Source organism: Hymenobacter terrenus, from assembly GCF_000972495.1.
Classification (GTDB): domain Bacteria; phylum Bacteroidota; class Bacteroidia; order Cytophagales; family Hymenobacteraceae; genus Hymenobacter; species Hymenobacter terrenus.
This window is the reverse complement of record NZ_LATM01000051.1, coordinates 1-18,195: the sequence shown is the minus strand read 5'-3', so window position 1 is coordinate 18,195 and position 18,195 is coordinate 1. Positions and strand designations below refer to the sequence as shown.

13 protein-coding genes are annotated in these 18,195 nt (G+C 55.8%); 6 read left to right on the top strand and 7 right to left on the bottom strand.

Features of this window, described 5'->3' with window-relative positions:
• Positions 1-272: 272 nt before the first annotated feature.
• From WX88_RS31875 to WX88_RS28350, 3 genes are all read right to left on the bottom strand, one after another.
• The gene (locus WX88_RS31875; protein WP_052733104.1) at positions 273-1,049 is read right to left on the bottom strand and encodes a DUF4142 domain-containing protein; all 777 of its coding nucleotides are present in this window, start codon (positions 1,047-1,049) and stop codon (positions 273-275) included.
• Positions 1,050-1,332: 283 nt separating this feature from the next.
• On the bottom strand, positions 1,333-1,809 hold the full coding sequence (locus tag WX88_RS25395) for a hypothetical protein (protein ID WP_046247238.1): 477 nt from the start codon (positions 1,807-1,809) through the stop codon (positions 1,333-1,335).
• Positions 1,810-1,979: 170 nt separating this feature from the next.
• Entirely contained in the window at positions 1,980-2,771 is a 792-nt protein-coding gene (locus tag WX88_RS28350) for an XRE family transcriptional regulator (RefSeq protein WP_052733103.1), read from the bottom strand.
• 143 nt (positions 2,772-2,914) lie between these two features.
• Between WX88_RS28350 and WX88_RS25385 the strand changes: the two genes are divergently transcribed.
• From WX88_RS25385 to katG, 6 genes are all read left to right on the top strand, one after another.
• Positions 2,915-3,316, top strand: a complete 402-nt coding sequence (locus WX88_RS25385; protein ID WP_046247237.1) for a type III secretion system chaperone family protein — start codon at positions 2,915-2,917, stop codon at positions 3,314-3,316.
• Between the two features lie 171 nt (positions 3,317-3,487).
• Positions 3,488-4,195, top strand: coding sequence for a PspA/IM30 family protein (locus WX88_RS25380; RefSeq protein ID WP_046247236.1), 708 nt, complete (start codon positions 3,488-3,490; stop codon positions 4,193-4,195).
• A 69-nt stretch (positions 4,196-4,264) separates the two neighbouring features.
• A complete protein-coding gene (locus tag WX88_RS25375) occupies positions 4,265-4,909 on the top strand; it encodes a hypothetical protein (RefSeq protein ID WP_046247235.1) in 645 nt (214 codons plus the stop codon).
• Between the two features lie 71 nt (positions 4,910-4,980).
• Positions 4,981-7,149, top strand: coding sequence for a flotillin family protein (locus WX88_RS25370; protein WP_046247234.1), 2,169 nt, complete (start codon positions 4,981-4,983; stop codon positions 7,147-7,149).
• Positions 7,150-7,346: 197 nt separating this feature from the next.
• The gene (locus tag WX88_RS25365) at positions 7,347-12,251 is read left to right on the top strand and encodes a DNA repair ATPase (RefSeq protein WP_046247233.1); all 4,905 of its coding nucleotides are present in this window, start codon (positions 7,347-7,349) and stop codon (positions 12,249-12,251) included.
• Between the two features lie 184 nt (positions 12,252-12,435).
• Positions 12,436-14,694 carry a catalase/peroxidase HPI gene (gene katG, locus WX88_RS25360; RefSeq protein ID WP_046247232.1) on the top strand — a complete coding sequence of 753 codons (2,259 nt, stop codon included), beginning with the start codon at positions 12,436-12,438 and terminating at the stop codon, positions 14,692-14,694.
• A gap of 172 nt (positions 14,695-14,866) precedes the next feature.
• Here the strand turns inward: katG and WX88_RS25355 are convergent, their stop codons facing one another.
• From WX88_RS25355 to WX88_RS25340, 4 genes are all read right to left on the bottom strand, one after another.
• A complete protein-coding gene (locus WX88_RS25355; RefSeq protein ID WP_262489863.1) occupies positions 14,867-15,151 on the bottom strand; it encodes an EI24 domain-containing protein in 285 nt (94 codons plus the stop codon).
• A 51-nt stretch (positions 15,152-15,202) separates the two neighbouring features.
• Entirely contained in the window at positions 15,203-15,589 is a 387-nt protein-coding gene (locus WX88_RS25350) for a hypothetical protein (RefSeq protein ID WP_156176436.1), read from the bottom strand.
• Positions 15,590-15,968: 379 nt separating this feature from the next.
• Positions 15,969-16,220, bottom strand: a complete 252-nt coding sequence (locus tag WX88_RS31080) for a hypothetical protein (protein WP_046247229.1) — start codon at positions 16,218-16,220, stop codon at positions 15,969-15,971.
• 198 nt (positions 16,221-16,418) lie between these two features.
• A partial coding sequence (locus WX88_RS25340) for an NACHT domain-containing protein (RefSeq protein ID WP_156176435.1) occupies positions 16,419-18,195 on the bottom strand: 1,777 nt, incomplete at its 5' end.

Here is an 18,195-nt window from a genome sequence, read left to right as displayed (position 1 = left end):
AGGTTGTGCTCGAATTCAAGCTCGAAATAGCTCGCCTGACCCAGGCCGAAGCCAGCGCATTGGTCGCCGCCATTGAAGCCCACCAGACCACGCTGCCCAGCTAGCGCCGCCCGCTTACTCCTAACGAAACGCCCCCGTCGTAGCAACGACGGGGGCGTTTTTAGCTCTGGGTGAGACAAGCCGTTGGGGTCCCCGGTGGGGGTTTCTATTTGTAGGGTATAGAAAGGCGATGCCGCATTATTCCCACCCTACTGCTCCGGACCTTTAGCAGCTCAATCAACCTTCTTTTCGATGGTATCAGCCATCGTCTGATGCGAGCGGAGCATTGGCAAGGCTCGGGTGGCAAAGTCTTTAACGGCTGGTATTTCCGCCCCTTTGCTTTTCACTTCGAACATGGCAATGTCCATCTTGTGTGCCGTTTCCATGAGGTCCATGTAGGCCTCATCGAAGCCCTTGCCGGTTTTGTTCATCAGCCGGTCGGCCATGGCCTGATGGACGGGCATCATGGTTTGGGTCAGCTTTACTCCCAGGGGAGTAGCAACGGCTTTGAGCTCCTGCGTGGCCTTCATGTGATGGCTGACCATCATTTCGGCGAATTTCCTCACGTCGGCATTACTAGCTTTCTGAGCCGCCATTTGGCCCGCCCGAATCTCCATCAGGTTGCTGCTGGCCGCGTTCAGCAGGAATACGGGGTCTTGCATGGTAGCAAATGTGCCCATGAAGGCCGTCATATCGGCGGCGCCGGCAGCACCCGCAGCCGTTCCACCTGTAGCGCCCGACATATCGGTGCCACCTGCGCCACTGCTGCCGCCGGTTTCGGTAGCGCCCATGCTTCCTCCGGCCCCCGACACCACACTGGTGGCACCTATATCAGCCGAGCCTGCGCCGCCGACAATACCAGTTCCAGAGGCAGATGCCCCACTAGCGCCGGAGCCCGGACCGATGCTGCTGCCGCCCGTGGAAGCAGCATCAGTAGCCGAATTGGTGCTACTACAAGCCGTACCAATTACCATGGCACCGGCCACTAAGAAATGCGGGATAATTTTCATCGCTTTCACAATTATTAATGATTAGAGTTAAGACGGATAATATACGGCAGTCCTTAAATCAGGTGACTGTTTTTAGTAATTTTTGACCATATATTTTTTCACACAATAGACTATTGTTGAGTTGTTTCCCTGGTTATCATCACACTATTACCCGGTTAGAAACGCACCTACCCAAACGAAAATAGATTGCTCACCTCTCAGCATAAAAAACCGACTCCAACCAGAAGGTCGGAGCCGGTTATAGCTGAATTAGATGCTGCTGATACTGGGCTTATTCAGCCGCTTAATGCTTGCCTTTTCCGTGGCCTTTGCTGCCACCCATTTTTTTGGCTTGGCCCGGAGGCAGGCCGCCATTGCTGGGGTTGGCGCGGTAGCCCATCTTCTTAGCCTGGCCGGGAGGCAAGGCCCCGTTGCTGGGGTTGCCGCCGCGGGGGTACTTCGCCCGGTATTCATCGTAGCGGGTCCAGGGCTGGCCTCCCACGTAGTCTACCACCACCGGGTGGAAATTAGCGGTATTGAAGCCCGAAAGCGAGCTGGTCCGAATCCACTTGCCCTCGCGCGCCACCACGTACTGCCGGGCGGGCACATCATAGAAGCCATTAGTTTCGGGGATGTAATAGTATTGCGCGCCCGAAGGCACGGCCGGGCCCCAGCTGGGTGGGTTGATGTTGATATTAATCTGGGCGTGGGCGGCGGGCGCGGCGGCCAGCGCAAATGCGCTTAACACGGCCACGCGCAAGGGAGCAAGGAAGGATTTCATAAGGATTCGATAAATAGAATGGAATTGAAAGCTGAGCCTTTGGCAAGGATAGTGCCACGGAGTACGAAACTCCTACTGTAGAGTTGAGACTATTTTTCAGCACTTATTTCGATTCGGGCTATTTTACAGTACCAAGGGTAACGGGACTTTGCCCACGGTTTCTGGTGCAGCTACAGGTTGCTGAGTCGCTCGGCTAGCTCCTCTACTTTGCGCTCCAGCTCCGCCACCCGCTCGTCGAGCAGAGCGGGCGCCCGCAGGTGAGTGGTAAATACCCCGCGTACTTCCCAAATTTCCAGTGCCTGGGTCAGCTCCAGCTCCTGGCTGCCGTAGTCGGGGTTGTCGGCGCGCAACCGGAGCACCCGGTCGCCTTCGAGGCGCTCGGCCAGGCGGCGGATAAGCACCTTGCTTTGAGTCACGAATACGTAGACGTTGCCGGTTTTCAGGCGGGGCTTGGCCTTGTCGATGCGGCTGCACAGTACAATGTCCTGGTGGCGCAGGCCCTGGCGGTGCAGCAGCATATCAGCCCCCGATACTTCGAATGCCCGCGTGGAGCCCGTGAGTTGGTGCGGCAGCTGCAACCACGGCAGCGCATTCACAAAAGTGGGGTCATGGTGGCGCACAATGTATTCCAGGGCGCGGTTGCGGTATACGAGTGGGGTCACGTTCTGCTGACGGTCCGCCTCAGTGACTAGCGTCGGCGCGGGGGCCGGCGGCTGCAGCTGCTCCTTAAAGATGTCGAATTGGTAGAGCTCATTTACCGTCAGCTCTTTTGTAAGTAGCAAGTCTACTGATAAGCCAAAATGTTGAGCAATCTGAATTAGTGTCTCCATTTTTGGCTCCGACCGCCCCTCTTCATAAGCGCCTACACTAGGACGAGCCAAACCAAACAATTCAGCGAAAGCAGCCTGACTCAGCTTTTTAACAGTACGAAGCTTGCGGATATTTTTACCAACGAAGGACATGTTATCGGAATATTAAATCGCTCAAAAAATGAGCACATCAAAAACTTTGCTTATTATTGCAGCGTAAATCTAGCACTACTCCAGCGAAGAGCCCGTTGACATCGCTACTTTCTTGAGCAGTTTTCACTTTCTAACCCCGCTACATGACCAACCCCTACTTTGCCACCATCAAAGGCTTCCTTCTGGAATTAGGCTTCGACATCTGCTATGCCAACGAACAGGAAAGCGTGTTTGTGGTCGACAAACCGGAGTTGGCCATTAAGAACCTCGTCATCGGCTGCGGCGACCCGCTGCTGATTATGGAGCAGTACCTGCTCGACCTGCCCGTCCCCTCGCTGGAAGTGTATCAGCGCCTCCTCCAAAAGAACCGTGACATCATCCACGGCGCCTTCGCCCTCGACGACACTGGCCGTAAGCTCATCTTCCGCGACACCCTGCAAATCGAAACGCTCGACTTGCCCGAGCTGGAAGCCTGCGTGAATTCGCTGGGCTTGCTCCTAAGCGAGTTTTCGGAGGAGTTGATTCAGTTTTCTAAAGGAGAATAAACTCTCTACAACATTTTTTGAACGTTATGCTCATCTGTCGTCCGCGCAGCCGAAGCATCTCGCGTGGGGGAGTAATCTAATCGTGAAGATGAAGCGAGCGAGATGCTTCGGCTGCGCGGACGACAGATGAGCATGACGTTCTAGTTAATTCATTTCAAGTCCCAACCCGCCATGAATATTCTCAACCGCCTCTTCAAAATTGGCCAATCGGAAGCCCACTCGGCTGTCAACCAGCTTGAAGACCCCATCAAAATGACCGAGCAAGGCCTGCGCGACCTGCGCCAGAACCTCGACAAAAGCCTGCACGGCCTGGCCGAGGTAAAAGCCATGGCTATCCGGGCTCGCAACGAGAACGAAGGCTTCCACACCAAAGCCCTCGACTACGAAAACAAGGCGGTGCTCCTGCTCCAGCGCGCCCACAAAGGCGAACTAGATTCGACTGAAGCTGACCGTTTGGCCGGTGAAGCGCTCCTTAAAAAGGCGGAGAACGAGACCCAGGCCGCCCGCGCCGCCACCGACCAAGCTCAGTTCGAACGCTCCGCTGCCCAGATGGACCAGAACGTGACCACGCTTAAGTCCACTATCAGTCAGTGGGATAATGAGCTGAAAACACTCAAGGCCCGCGTGACGGTGAGCACGGCCACCATCGCCATCAACAAGCAGATGGCGCAACTCGACTCCTCGGGCACGGTGGCGCTGCTGGAACGCATGAAGGAAAAGATTGCCGTGCAGGAAGCCCTCGCTGAATCTTATGGAGAAATCGCCCAAACGGGCAAGAGCATCGACGCCGAAATCAACCAAGCTCTGGGGACGACCGGCGCCGGCAAAGCCAGCGAAGACCTCAAAGCCTTAAAAGCGAAGCTTGGATACAGCGAATAGCCAAACGGGGCCAGGTGTCCAGCAGAATTACCTTAACCGTCCTACCTTTAAGCGACCCTGCATATGCCTATGACCGAAGTTTTACTAGCTGCCATCGCACCGCCCAACCTGATTCCGACCGGCCTGCTGGTATTTGTGCTGCTCTACTGGCTCACGGTCATTGTGGGGCTGCTAGACCTGAAAACTGTGGATCTGAGCATCAGCGACCACAACCATTTCTACTACGACGGCCACATACCGCACGACGGCATCAGCACCAGTTGGCTCAATGGCGCGCTGGCGTTTTTCAACCTGGGCCGCATCCCGCTGATGGTGTTTCTCAGCTTCGTGTTTTTGCCACTTTGGGCCGGCAGCGTTCTGGTCAACTACTACACCGGCAATACTTCCCTCCTACTCGGGCTAGCGTTTTTGCTGCCTTTGTTCATCGGCAGCCTGTTCGTAGCCAAATTTCTCACGCTGCCCTTTGTAAGACTGTTTACGGCCCTCGAAAAAGACCACGACGCCGGTGCGGTGGCCATCGGCAAAGTGTGCACCGTGCTGTTGCCCACCACCACCGAGCAACTGGGTCAAGCATCCGTGCGCATCGACGGGGCGCCGCTCATGCTGAATGTCAGGAGCACGAACGCGCCACTCGCCAAGGGCGAAACGGCCTTGGTTATTGACTTCGATACGGCACGGCGCTGCTACCTGATTGAGCCTTATAATGCGGCTTAGCACTCTGGCTCCACTCACGATAGAACAACAACTTTTAAAATCAACTCACTTATTCTAACACCCTTACCCACATGCTTGCATCCCTTTCCTGGGCCGTTCTGATTATCATCGGCCTGTTTTTACTTGGCTTTTTGGCGGTCATCGCCAAGATGTACAAGAAAGCCGTGCAGGGCGAGGCCCTGTTGCGCACCGGCATGGGCGATGCCAAAGTGTCCTTCTCGGGCATCATCGTGGTGCCCATCCTGCACAAGCTAGAATTGATGGACATCAAGCTGAAAACCATCGTCATCTCCCGCGCGGGCTCCGAAGGCTTGGTGTGCAAAGACAACCTGCGCGCCGACGTGAAGGTGAACTTCTTCATCCGCGTCAATAAAACCCACGAAGACGTGGTGAACGTGGCCCAGAGCATCGGCGCGCACCGCGCTTCCGACCCGCTGGCACTAGAAAGCCTGTTCGACGCCAAGTTCTCGGAAGCTTTAAAAACCGTAGGCAAGCACTTCGATTTCATCGAGCTGTATAACTCCCGCGAGCAGTTCAAGCAGGAAATCCTGCGCATCATTGGCACCGATTTGAACGGCTACGTGCTCGACGACTGCGCCATCGATTACCTGGAGCAAACGCCGCTGACTGCGCTGAACCAAGACAATATTCTGGACGCGGAAGGCATCAAGAAAATCATTGCCCTGACCTCGGAGCAGAAGATTCAGGCCAACCAGATTCAGCGCGACCAGCAGAAAACCATCAAGAAGCAGGACGTAGAAGCGCAGGAAACCATCCTGCAACTCGAAAAGCAGCTGGCCGAAAACCAGGAAAAGCAGTACCGCGAAATCGCCAACATCAAGGCCCGGGAAGCCGCCGAAACGGAGAAAGTGCGCCAGGAAGAGCGCCTGAAGGGCGAGAAAGCTCGCATCATGGCCGACGAGGAAATCAAGATTTCCGAGCAGAACCGCGACCGGCAAATTTTGGTGGCCGAGCGCAACAAGCAGCGCACCGACGCCGTGGAAACCGAGCGTGTGGAGCAGGCTCGTTCTCTCGAAATCAACGAGCGGGAGCGCATCGTGGCCCTCGCCCAGATTGAAAAGGAAAAAGCCCTGGAAGAAGAGCGCAAGAACATTCAGAGCATCATCCGCGAGCGCATTACAGTGGAAAAAGCCACGGTAATTGAGGAAGAGCGCATCAAAGACACCCGCGCCCAGGCCCAGGCCGACCGCGAAAAGTTGGTGGCCGTGACCAAGGCCCAGCAAGACACCCAGCAGGCCACCATCACCTTCGTCGGCAACGCCGAGATGGAAAAGCAAGCCGCCGAGTTCCGCGCCAAACAGTCGCTGATTGACGCCGAGGCTGAGAAAGCCTCTTCCGAGCACCGCTCGCAAGCCATCCGCATCATGGCCGAAGCAGAGGCCAGCAAAGCCAGCGCCGTGGGCCTAGCCGAAGCGCAGGTAATGCAAGCCAAAGCCACCGCCCGCCAGAAAGAGGGCGAGTCGGAAGCCAACGTAATGCAACTAACGGCCACGGCCGAAGCCCAGTCCATCCAAGTGCGCGCCACGGCGCAGGCCGAGGCAGACGAAAAGCTTGGTATTGTGGCTGCTAAGGTGAACCTCGAAAAAGGTCTGGCCGAAGCCAGCGTCATCGAAGCCAAAGCCGACGCCGACCAGAAGCGCGGCCTGGCCGAAGTGACGGTGAACGAACAACGCTTCGCAATAGAAGCCAAAGGCATAGAGGCCAAGGCCGACGCCATGAAGAAGCTAGACGGCGTGGGCAAAGACCACGAAGAATTCAAGCTGCGTCTCGACAAAGACAAGGCCGTGGAACTGGCCCAAATCAACATCCAGAAAGACATTGCCGGCGCTCAAGCCGGCGTGATTTCAGAAGCCTTGAAGTCGGCTAAAATCGACATCGTGGGCGGCGAGACCATGTTCTTCGACCAGATTATCGGCTCCATCACGAAAGGCAAAATGGTGGACCGCGCCGTGCATAATTCCGAAGTGCTGGGCACGGTGAAGGACGCCTTTTTCGGCCACGATGGCGGCGGGGATTTCAAGACCAACCTCCGCCGCTTCGTGGACCAGTTTGGCCTAAGCTCCGACGACATGAAGAACCTGAGCGTGTCGGCGCTGCTGCTGCAACTGATGAACAAGGCCGGCGACGACGCCACGCGCAATACCATCACGCAGCTGACCAGCACCGCCAAGGCCCTGGGAATTGGCGACAAGCCGGTGAAGACGTTGAATTTGGCTTAGGCTTAGATTAGCGCAAAAAGACCGTCATGCTGAGCGCAGCCGAAGCATCTCGCTTGGGGAAGTAATCCTTTCGAGTGCACGATTGGAATTACTGCTGCACACGAGATGCTTCGGCTGCGCTCAGCATGACGGTCTTTTTGGCTTAAGCTTCTGCTATCTAGTATCACTTCCTAAATCAACACCCTGGCAGCCCTGCTATGGAACCAACTACCGCGCCCTCGCCAGACGTCAAATTAGAAGGCGGCACCTACGAAATCCTGCGCAACCGCTTACAGAAAAGCGGCGCAGAATTGAAGACGCGCATTGACAAACTTAATACGGAGCGTAAAACCGTCTTCGGCGCCATCGACACCAAACTGATTGGCACTGGTCGCATCAATACGGAGCACAATTGTGTGCCGTGGGACATGGTGCCCGTGGGCAGCAAATTCCTGTTCGGTTTCAACGTGGTTATCGGCCTGAAAACGGAGGTAGAATTGTCGGATGTTTTCGGGGCGTATTCCTACGCAAATCATGAGTTTCAGCCGCTGCCGCTGGACCTCATCTCTACTGCGCAATTCGCCGAGGAATTTCGCAATCTGTATAAGTATTACAAGAACACGCAATTCGTCAAGTTTGCGCAGCTGGGGACGCACCTATTCATGGTGTTTCGGGTGGGCAAAAGCGCCAACGATATCAAGACGTTTAAGTGGCTGTTGCAGGGCGATACGCTCACGTACATCGACAACCGCAGCGACCACGAATACGTGTTTCCGCCGCAGCACGAGTTCACGTGGAAGCGCACCACGCGCGACATGCAGCGCAGCGGCAAACACCCGCATATCAGCATCGAGGACAAGGTTTTTGTGGAAACCATCCACGGCGACCTCACCATCAAGATTGAGAACAATACGGCCACCGGGCGCGGCATTTATTCCGAGCCGGTGCTGGACAAGGACCAAACCCTTGATGATTCAGAAATCTACTACGCCGTTGTTGGCAATATTATTCTACTGAAAATCCGGCCGTATCAGGAGCAGGGGTATCGGTATTTCATTTACAATTCCAAGCTGCAAAATGCGCAGCGTTTGGATGCGTTGGCGGAGGCCTGCGTGCTGTTGCCGGACAACCAGGGTCTGATTTTTCCACACGGGTTTTACCTACAAACTGGCGAGGGAAAGCTGTTTGAAAAAGGGCTGCGCGACATGCTCTTTGAGGAGCGAATTGTGTCGCCAAACGGGGAGGATTTCCTGTACGTTTTTTACAACAAGGAAAACGGCGCGTACCTGCTACTCTCATACAACATCATCGCGCAGCGGGTCGATAATCCCATCAGCTGCCACGGCTACGCGCTGTTTGAGAACGGCGAGCTATGCTACTTCCGCAAGGACGACGAGCCCAAGAAGCACCACGCGGTGCAAATCTGGCAGACGCCTTACGTAGCACCCGATTTTGAGCTACCGGTCACTTCCGATTCCTATCTCTACAAGCTCGGCAACAAGGAAATTGTGCGGGCCATGGCCGAAGCCCAAGAAGTGCTTACGCTGCTGGGCAAAGACGACAGCTACGCCGGCCTGTACCTGGATTTAATTCGCCTCACCGGCACGCTGACGGATACCTACCACTGGCTGCGCGAGCCCGCGGCCCAGGCCCTGGCCGAGCCCTTGCGCGACATCCAGCAGGCGGCCAACGCGGCAGTAGAGGAGTTTGATAAGGTGCTGAGCATCCGCAAAAGCACGGGCGCCGGAACCCAACGCGTGCTGGCCAAAGCCGATGAGCTGACCGGACGCATCAAGCGCACCACGGCCACCGATGTGAACGAATACGTGCAGCTGCTGGCGGAACTGCGCGGCGTGCGCGGCGAAGTCATTTCCCTCAAGGAGCTGCGCTACGTGGAGCTGCCCACCGTGGAGAAGGCCGCTGCCGAGCTGGAGCAAACCAGCAAGGACGTGGCCGGCCAAACGGTGGAATTCCTGCTAAAAGACGACGCGCTGAAGCCCTACACCGTGCGCGTGCAGGCCATTGCCGACGCCATCGAAAAGGTGCAGAAAGTGGCCGAAGCCAACGAGCAGGAAAAGCAGGCCAACGCCGTATCGGGCGAGCTGGAACTGCTGATTGAAGTGGTGAGCAACCTGCCGATGGAAGACCCGACGCAGACCACGCGCATCATCGACAACATCTCGACGATTTACGCCAGCTTCAACCAGATTCGGGCTGCCCTGAAACGGCGGCGGCAGGCACTGGCTGGCACCGAAGCCCAGGCAGAATTCACGGCCCAAATCAAGCTACTCGACCAGGCCTTGGTGAACTACCTCGACCTGTGCGACGCGCCGGCCAAGTGCGACGAGTACAGCACCAAGCTCATGGTGCAGCTGGAAGAGCTGGAAGGCAAGTTTCCGGAGTTCGACCAGTTCTTGAGCCAGCTGGCGGGCAAGCGGGAGGAAGTGTCGGAGGCATTTGAGTCGCGCAAGGTGAGCCTTGTTGAGGCTCGCAACCAGCGCGCCTCAGCCCTGCTGCAATCGGCAGAGCGCATCCTGAAAGCGGTGCAAAATCGGCTCGGGCGCTTTGAGTCGGTGGCCGATATCAACGGTTATTTCGCCTCGGACATGATGGTGGAAAAAGTTCGCCAGACCGTGCAGGACCTGCTCCACCTCGGTGACCCGGTGAAGGCCGACGACATCCAGAGCCGCCTCAAAACGGTGAAGGAAGACGCCGTGCGCCAGCTAAAGGACCGCGCCGAGCTATTCACCGACGGCGGGCAGGCCCTCAAATTCGGCCCCTACGCCTTCACCGTGAACACCCAGCCGCTGGAGCTGACCGTGGTTCTGCGCGACGGCGACCTGCACTATCACCTCACCGGCACCAACTTCTTCCAGAAAATCACTGACCCCGCCGTGCTGGCCGCCCGCGCCGTGTGGGACCAAACGGTGGTATCGGAAAACGCCGACGTGTACCGCGCCGAGTACTTGGCCTGGCTGATTTTGCAGGCCGCCCAATATCCCGCGCCCGCCCATGATGGCCTGCCTGCCGTGCTCTCGCTGGCCGAGCTGTCGCATCTCACCGTGGCAGAGTTGACGGCTCACGTGCAGCAGTTCATGGCCCCGCGCTATGCGGAGGGCTACCTCAAAGGCGTGCACGACCACGACGCCGCCCTGCTGCTCGAAGTCCTGGTGCGCCTCTCCCGCACCGCCGATTTGCTGCGCTATTCCACCGAGGCGCGGGCGGCAGCCGCGCTCTACTGGCACGGCTTCACAGGGCGCAAGAAAAAAGCAGCCTGGCAACACCAGCTGCGGGGCATTGGCGTGCTGCTACAGGTGTTTCCTGACTCGCGGGAGTTCGATAATCTGAAAGCCGAATTGCAGCTAGCTATTGAGGAATTTGCGACGGGAACGGGCTTATTTTCGGCAGCGCAATTGGCGGAGGCGGGTGACTATTTATTCTTCGAACTGACCCGCGGCGAGACCTTCGTGATTGCGGCAGAGGCGGCGGAACTGTATCAATTATTCCAGCAGTCGCTGAAGGAGCGAAATGCCACGGAGCAATTCGAGGCGTCGGTGGCGCTGCTGGCCGACCAGCCAGCGGCGCAGTTCCAATTGGTGCGGCAGTGGCTGCAGTCGTTTCTGCAGCAGTTGCCCATGAGCCATCTGCCCGAATTTCGGGAAGAGTGTGCAGTGCTACTGCTCACCAATTCGTTCGACCCGGCCCGCATTATTCGCACGCCGCTGCGCGAGACGCTGGCGGGCCTGCAAGGCTCTCACGCCCGCATTCACGAGCGAAACTACCAGCTGAATTTCCCGGAATTCCGGCGGCGGCTGCACCACTACACCCGCACGGTGGTACCGCTGTTTGATGGTTTTACGACGTTGAAAAAGGAGCTGACGGCCCGCTTTGCCGATGAATTGCGGCTTGCAGAATTCCGGCCTCGGGTACTCTCATCGTTCGTGCGCAACAAACTGATTGATGAGGTGTATTTACCGCTCATCGGCGCCAACCTGGCCAAGCAAATCGGCACGGCGGGCGCGGATAAGCGCACCGACCTCATGGGCCTGCTGCTGCTGGTGTCGCCGCCCGGCTACGGCAAAACCACGCTCATGGAATACGTGGCCAACCGCCTGGGGCTGATTTTCATGAAAATCAACGGGCCCGCCATCGGCCACGCCGTGACCAGCGTGGACCCCGCCCAGGCGCCCAACTCCGGCGCCCGCGAGGAGCTGCTGAAGCTGAACTTGGCCTTCGAGATGGGCGACAACGTCATGATTTACCTTGACGACATTCAGCACTGCAACCCCGAGTTTCTGCAGAAATTCATCTCGCTCTGCGACGCCCAGCGCAAGATTGAGGGCGTGTACCAGGACCGCGCCCGCACCTATGATTTCCGCGGGCGCAAGGTGGCCGTGGTAATGGCCGGCAACCCCTACACCGAATCGGGCGAGCAGTTCCGCATCCCCGACATGCTGGCCAACCGCGCCGACATCTACAACCTCGGCGACATCATCGGCGACACGGCGGCCACGTTCCTGCTCAGCTACCTCGAAAACGCGCTGGTGGCCAACCCCGTTCTGGCCCGCCTCGCCGCCAAGAGCCAGGCCGACGTGTACCCGCTCATCAAGCTGGCCGAAATCGGCGACAGCGCCGGCCTCACCTTCGAAGCCAACCACTCGCCGGAGGAAATCAACGAGTACGTGGCCGTGCTGCAAAAGCTGCTGCGCATTCGCGACGTGGTGGCCCGCGTGAACGAGGAGTACATCCGCTCGGCCGCCCAGGCCAACGAGTACCGCACCGAGCCGCCCTTCAAGCTGCAAGGTTCCTACCGCAACATGGCCAAGCTGGCCGAAAAGGTGCGCCCCGTGATGAACGACGAAGAAGTGCGCGCCCTCCTGGCCACGCACTACGACAACGAAGCCCAAACTTTGACCAGCGGCACCGAAGCCAACCTGCTCAAGCTGCGCGAGCTGCTGGGCTGGATGCAGAATTCTGAAACCACCCGCTGGCAAGAAATCAAGGCCACTTTCGCGCGCAACCTGCGCACCAGCAGCGGCGGGCAGTTGCAAAGCGTGCTCACGCAGCTGGAGAATATATCCAACGGCCTGGGTGGGATAAAGGCGGTGTTAGAAAAGGAATAGCTAGCGTGAATTCAAAATTCCGGTGGTTACTATCCCTGTTGAACGGGCCGGGTGAAACCCTGAAGTAACTTCGACCAGCCCACCCCGACCGTTTGTCGAATTACGCGCTTGCGTTCCAAATAAAAGCGCAAACTTTCCGGCGACTTAACCATTGTAATGGGACGATAGAACAACCAATTTCAAGATGCAAAACAACCCGCATAACCTCCCCCCGGAAAACTCCATTCTCTTCGAACTCAACGAGCCGGCTGCCCAGTGCCCGTTCAGCAGCGGCGCGCTGAAGCAAAGCGCCGGCGGGGGCCGCACCAACCGCGAATGGTGGCCCAACCTGCTCAAGCTTAGCATCCTGCGCCAGCACGACCACAAGTCCAACCCCCTGAGCAAGGATTTTAACTACGCTAAGGAGTTCCAGAAGCTGGACCTGAGCGCCGTCAAGCAGGACCTGTTTGCCCTGATGACCGACTCGCAGGATTGGTGGCCGGCCGACTACGGGCACTACGGCCCATTCTTCGTTCGGATGGCCTGGCACAGCGCCGGCACCTACCGCATTGGCGACGGCCGGGGCGGCAGCGGCTCGGGCGCCCAGCGCTTCGCGCCCCTCAACAGCTGGCCCGACAACGCCAACCTCGACAAGGCCCGCCTGCTGCTGTGGCCCATCAAGCAGAAGTACGGCCAGAAAATCTCCTGGGCCGACCTCATGGTGCTGGCCGGCAACTGCGCCCTGGAATCCATGAATTTCAAAACCTTCGGCTTCGCCGGGGGCCGCGAAGACGTGTGGGAGCCCGAGCAGGACATCTACTGGGGCCCCGAAACCGAATGGCTCGGCGACAAGCGCTACACCAACGACCGGGAGCTGGACAACCCCCTCGCCGCCGTGCAGATGGGCCTCATCTACGTGAACCCCGAAGGCCCGAACGGCGAGCCCGACCCGGTGCGCTCGGCCCGCGACATCCGTGAAACTTTCGGCCGCATGGCCATGAACGACGAAGAAACCGTGGCCCTAATTGCCGGCGGCCACACCTTCGGCAAAACCCACGGCGCCGCCAACCCCGGCGAGCACGTGGGCAAGGAGCCCGCCGGCGCCACCCTGGAAGAAATGGGCACGGGCTGGCGCAACAGCTTCGGCAAAGGCCACGGCGCCGACACCATCACCAGCGGCCTCGAAGGCGCCTGGACCAGCACGCCCGCCCAGTGGAGCAACGACTACTTCAACAACCTGTTCGGCTACGAGTGGGAGCTGACCAAGAGCCCCGGCGGTGCCCACCAGTGGCGCCCGGTGAACGGCGGCGGCGCCGGCACCATCCCCGATGCCCACGACCCAACCAAGCGGCACGCCCCCTTCATGCTCACCACCGACATCGCCCTACGGGCCGACCCGGTGTATGAGGTCATTTCCAAGCGCTTCCAACAGAACCCGGACGAATTTGCCGATGCTTTTGCCCGCGCTTGGTTCAAGCTGACGCACCGCGACATGGGCCCCAAGGAGCGCTACCTGGGCCCGGAAGTGCCCACCGAAGAGCTGCTCTGGCAAGACCCCATCCCGGCCGTGACCTACGCCTTGGTGGACGAGCAGGACATCGCGGCCCTGAAAGACCGGATTCAGGCTTCTGGCCTGTCGGTGTACCAATTGGTATCGACGGCTTGGGCCTCGGCCTCTACTTACCGCGGCTCCGACAAGCGCGGCGGCACCGACGGCGGGCGCCTGCGCCTGGCCCCCCAGCGCAACTGGGAAGTAAACAAGCCCGCGCAGCTGGCACAGGTGCTGCAAACGCTCGATAGCATTCAGCGGGAGTTCAACGGCGCCCAAACCGGCGGCAAGCAGATTTCCATGGCCGACCTCATTGTGCTGGCCGGTGTGGTTGGCGTGGAGCAGGCGGCGCATAATGGTGGCCACCCGGTGACGGTTCCGTTCACCCCCGGGCGCGCCGATGCCACGCAGGAGCAAACCGACGTCATTTCCTTCGCGGCCCTGGAGCCAGCGGCCGACGGCTTCCGCAACTACCTGAAGCCCCACCACAAGGCGGCGGCTGAGGAGTTGCTGGTCGACAAAGCTCAGTTGCTGACGCTGACAGCCCCAGAGTTGACGGTGTTGTTTGGCGGCCTGCGGGCCATCAACATCAACTTCGACCATTCGCAGCACGGCATCTTCACTAGCCGCCCGGGCGCTCTGACCAACGACTACTTCGTGAACCTACTCGACCTGAACACGACCTGGAGCAGCACGTCGGACGCCCAAAGCACTTTCAACGGCCGCGACCGCAAAACCGGCGCCGTGAAGTGGACCGGCACCCGCGTCGACCTGATTTTCGGCTCGAACTCCGAGCTGCGGGCCCTGGCCGAAGTCTACGCCTGCGCCGATGCCCAGGAGCGGTTCGTGCAGGACTTCGTGGCCGTGTGGACCAAGATGATGAACCTCGGCCGCTTCGAGCGGGTCCAAGCGTAACGCCGCTTGCCGGGCAGATGCTCGGTATTGCATGATGAAAAAAGGTGGCCTCGCAAGGGGCCACCTTTTTTGTGTTGTAGCGGCGGTTGCCTACGGCAAACTGCTCTCAGGGGGTAACTAATGCTGGTGAACGAGCTCCAACGACCAAAAACGGAAAGGCGCCTTACTGACTTTAGATAGCCAATTGTCGCGCTTTCGCCCGGAAACAGAAGTGGCACATGCTGGACCCAATAATTGCCGGAGCCAACAGGCCTACGAAGGGCACGAGCAAGAGCGCAAAGTGCAGCAGGCCCATCACTAAAATCCCCAGGCGGTTGTCGCGGGTAAGCTGCTTCTGCTCTTCGAAGGTAGCAACGTCTTCCAGGGCATCGCCGACTAAAGATTTGGCACTGTAGTAGCAGCCAATCAATAGGATAAGAATACCGTTCACGACGGGAATGAACAGACAAACGACCACCAGCACCAGCGCTTTAATGGTGTTTCCGGTAGCTCCCCGAATGCTTTCCAGTCAGCTTGTTTCGGCGCCTTTTTCCAACTGTGGGTAGCGCGTCAGGGTCCGCGTCTGCACGTATTTCATCAGGAATACCTCCAGCAGGATTCTTACGGAAATCAGAATCAGGAAAATAAACGCCGCCACTACAAAAGCATACGACAGGATGGTGAAGCCAAAGCCCGCAGCCCCACCCGCCACCGATGCCATGGCCATCCCCGCCTGAGTGGCCGTACTGGCTGCTAGTAGGTGTGGGAAGAAGCTGAATATTCCCAAGGCTACAAATGCCGCCGCAACCTTGGCCAGCACCACAATATTGGTCCACTGCCAGAAAAAGAGGGCGCCCCACAACAGGAAACTTCCTACCCAAATGGCCACCGAATAAAAAATAACTTTTGCGTTCAAGGAATCCTTGAGGCCGAGGCTAATGCACTTGAGCGCCTCAACGAGCGCGGGGAAAAAACCAGTAATAGAACGAGGAGGAGTAAGCGTTTTTTCCATTTGCTTGATTTCAATTGTTTCAGGAGCAGATAAGTAAGCTGCCTGGCAGCGGATAAGCTCACCCCAAACCTCGAAATACCCAGCCGACGCATGGCCAGGCGGCACGGACACGGTGCTACCGGGCACGAAGAAACAACTATTTAGCTACCTCTACACTGAAGGCGCACTACCAGACCTGACGTGCACATGGCTGCTGCCGCGCGTTTAGCGCAGCGCACGCACACCGGCTCCTTCGCTATAGTAGTCTTAAGGAAAGAAGCGGATGTTCTTGCATTCGCCGGGCCTATTGTTTGGCTTTCGGCCGAATGAGGTTTTGTATCCCGTCAGCGGGGCGGCCGGACCGACGAAAGGCGGCGGTGTCCTTGATGAAGGAAGGAGCCTGCGCTGCGTGCTTTTGAGCGGCTGAGCCTTGAGGGCGAGGCTCCGATTTCACCGGCTGGTTTTTGGGCTGAGGTGCTGGGGTTGTTTGCGCTTGAGCAACAACGCAGAGGCTCATTAGCACCAAGCCAAGCAGGAAAGAGGGAACGTGTTTCATAACAATGAGGAAGGATGAATGACCGAATATACTGACAATGAAACACTCAGTGCAGCAGTAGCCCGCCGCCCCAGCAGCCAAAAGCCTCGCCAGTTTCTGGTGAGGCTCTTGGCTGCTTCGGCCACTTATGAAGACTCAAGAACAAGCTGTTATTGAAGATTAGTACACGATAAATTATTTCATCAAAAGTTACTCAGCCTATGCTATGCCATTCATTAAGAAATCATCCGATTGCTCTTCCTCTATTTCTTTAGCAATGGCTTTTAGCATTGCATTAGCTTTTACTTCATCAACGAAATAACGACTAGCCAAGAAGCTGTCTACCAATACATTTATGTTAATTCCTTTAAAATAATCATCGTACGATTCTGCACATAGTACATAAAATTTTCCCCGTTTAAGTTTTAAAAATTCATAGTCCGAGGTAGGCTCGGGCCCAAAGTTGCCTTGCTTCTTATTGCTCTTAAGGCGCTTAACAAAACCTAATTTCTTAGATGCCATTAAGTTTATTATAGCATTATCCGACTTATGACCCGACAATACTTTGAGTGAATCGTACTTCTCTTCATTTTCATGAAATATCGACAAGCTGCCATATACATCATCGTCTCCACACTCTTCTCGCCATGCGTTTATCTCAGAAAATACTTTACGCGCATTAATTCTCGCGAATACATATTTCGAAGTTAGTAATACAGCAGCAGTAACAGGCTGTATATCTGGCCATATCTTTCTTAATTTCTCCAAACCAGCCAAGTAGTCCTGTAAAAATGTATTTATCACAAACTTTCGAAAGGAACTAGGGTCAATACTGTAATATATATCAAGCGTGTTCATGTACCTGTAGCCTTTACTACGAGTAATAGCTGATAGTATTTTGCCTTGCTTTGATTTTGAATCCGTGAAGATGAAGCTAGCAGCAAAGTATTCTTGAATCGACTTATGCGCCCATTTAATATACAGCCCATCCTGTACAAAAAGAGGAACTTTGGTCAAAATATCTTTTAAAAAGTCAGATGGGCTAAATTTCAGGTCTATACAAAAGTCTTTAGCCTCTTTAATAACGGCTACAAGTTCATCTTTACTGAATTCAATCTTATTAAGACTCATGGAACGATAACCCAAGAACCTTAATACCCTGTGGAAATCATCGATTTCAAGTTTAGAATACTTATTTCTTATGTAAGATTCTCCTTTTGTCAAATCATGGCGTTCAAAAAACGCATCATATACCTGCCTGTAAAATAAATGCTTTTTCAAAGGAACGGTATGTTTATGCTCAAATGCAGCAAACAAAAGAGAAACAAGCAGAGGATTTTTTAAAAATTCATCAATATTACCACTCTCTTTTTCTTTTAATTTTTTTATCAATAAAGTAGAAACTTCACCGCCGCAATCATGGTTCTGCAATAATAGATAGGCTTCTTCTTTACGCAGAGCTCTTATTTTAAATTTTACAAAATCTCCAAATGCTGTCAAAGCGTCCTCAGGGCGTGATGTCAAGAGAAAGTAATTCTTTCTTGCCTTGTCTATAAAGTCTCTAATATTAGCAACTACGTCTCTTCTATCCTCATGCTCAATTTCGTCAAATCCATCGAGCATAAAAACGAATCCGCCTTTACTGATTAGCTCCAACACAAACGCTTCATCTGCCTTCTCGTTAATCATTGACAACTGACGAAAAATTTCATCCATTATAGTTGCATCTTTCTTTAATCGACGCAATTCAATCAACAAAGGCACACCGACCTGTTGCTCAACAGCAGCTAAGAACAACCGTTTGGATAGAGTTGATTTTCCCATCCCAGCTGTATCGATTATAATTACCTTTTTATGATGTGGAATGAAATTATTTTCAAAAGAATCTATAAGGTGCTTTTCCTCTTTATTATTATCAGCATTGTTTACGACCTCTAAAGGCACATAAATGTCTTTAGAAGCTGTTTGAGTTAGCAAAATTTGAGGATTGGGCGAA

Coding starts and splice junctions, on each gene's coding strand:
- WX88_RS28350 (WP_052733103.1), bottom strand. CDS start 2,771: ATGTCCTTCGTTGGTAAAAATATCCGCAAGCTTCGTACTGTTAAAAAG.
- WX88_RS25370 (WP_046247234.1), top strand. CDS start 4,981: ATGCTTGCATCCCTTTCCTGGGCCGTTCTGATTATCATCGGCCTGTTT.
- WX88_RS31875 (WP_052733104.1), bottom strand. CDS start 1,049: ATGAAAATTATCCCGCATTTCTTAGTGGCCGGTGCCATGGTAATTGGT.
- WX88_RS31080 (WP_046247229.1), bottom strand. CDS start 16,220: ATGAAACACGTTCCCTCTTTCCTGCTTGGCTTGGTGCTAATGAGCCTC.
- WX88_RS25380 (WP_046247236.1), top strand. CDS start 3,488: ATGAATATTCTCAACCGCCTCTTCAAAATTGGCCAATCGGAAGCCCAC.
- WX88_RS25365 (WP_046247233.1), top strand. CDS start 7,347: ATGGAACCAACTACCGCGCCCTCGCCAGACGTCAAATTAGAAGGCGGC.
- WX88_RS25395 (WP_046247238.1), bottom strand. CDS start 1,809: ATGAAATCCTTCCTTGCTCCCTTGCGCGTGGCCGTGTTAAGCGCATTT.
- katG (WP_046247232.1), top strand. CDS start 12,436: ATGCAAAACAACCCGCATAACCTCCCCCCGGAAAACTCCATTCTCTTC.
- WX88_RS25385 (WP_046247237.1), top strand. CDS start 2,915: ATGACCAACCCCTACTTTGCCACCATCAAAGGCTTCCTTCTGGAATTA.
- WX88_RS25375 (WP_046247235.1), top strand. CDS start 4,265: ATGACCGAAGTTTTACTAGCTGCCATCGCACCGCCCAACCTGATTCCG.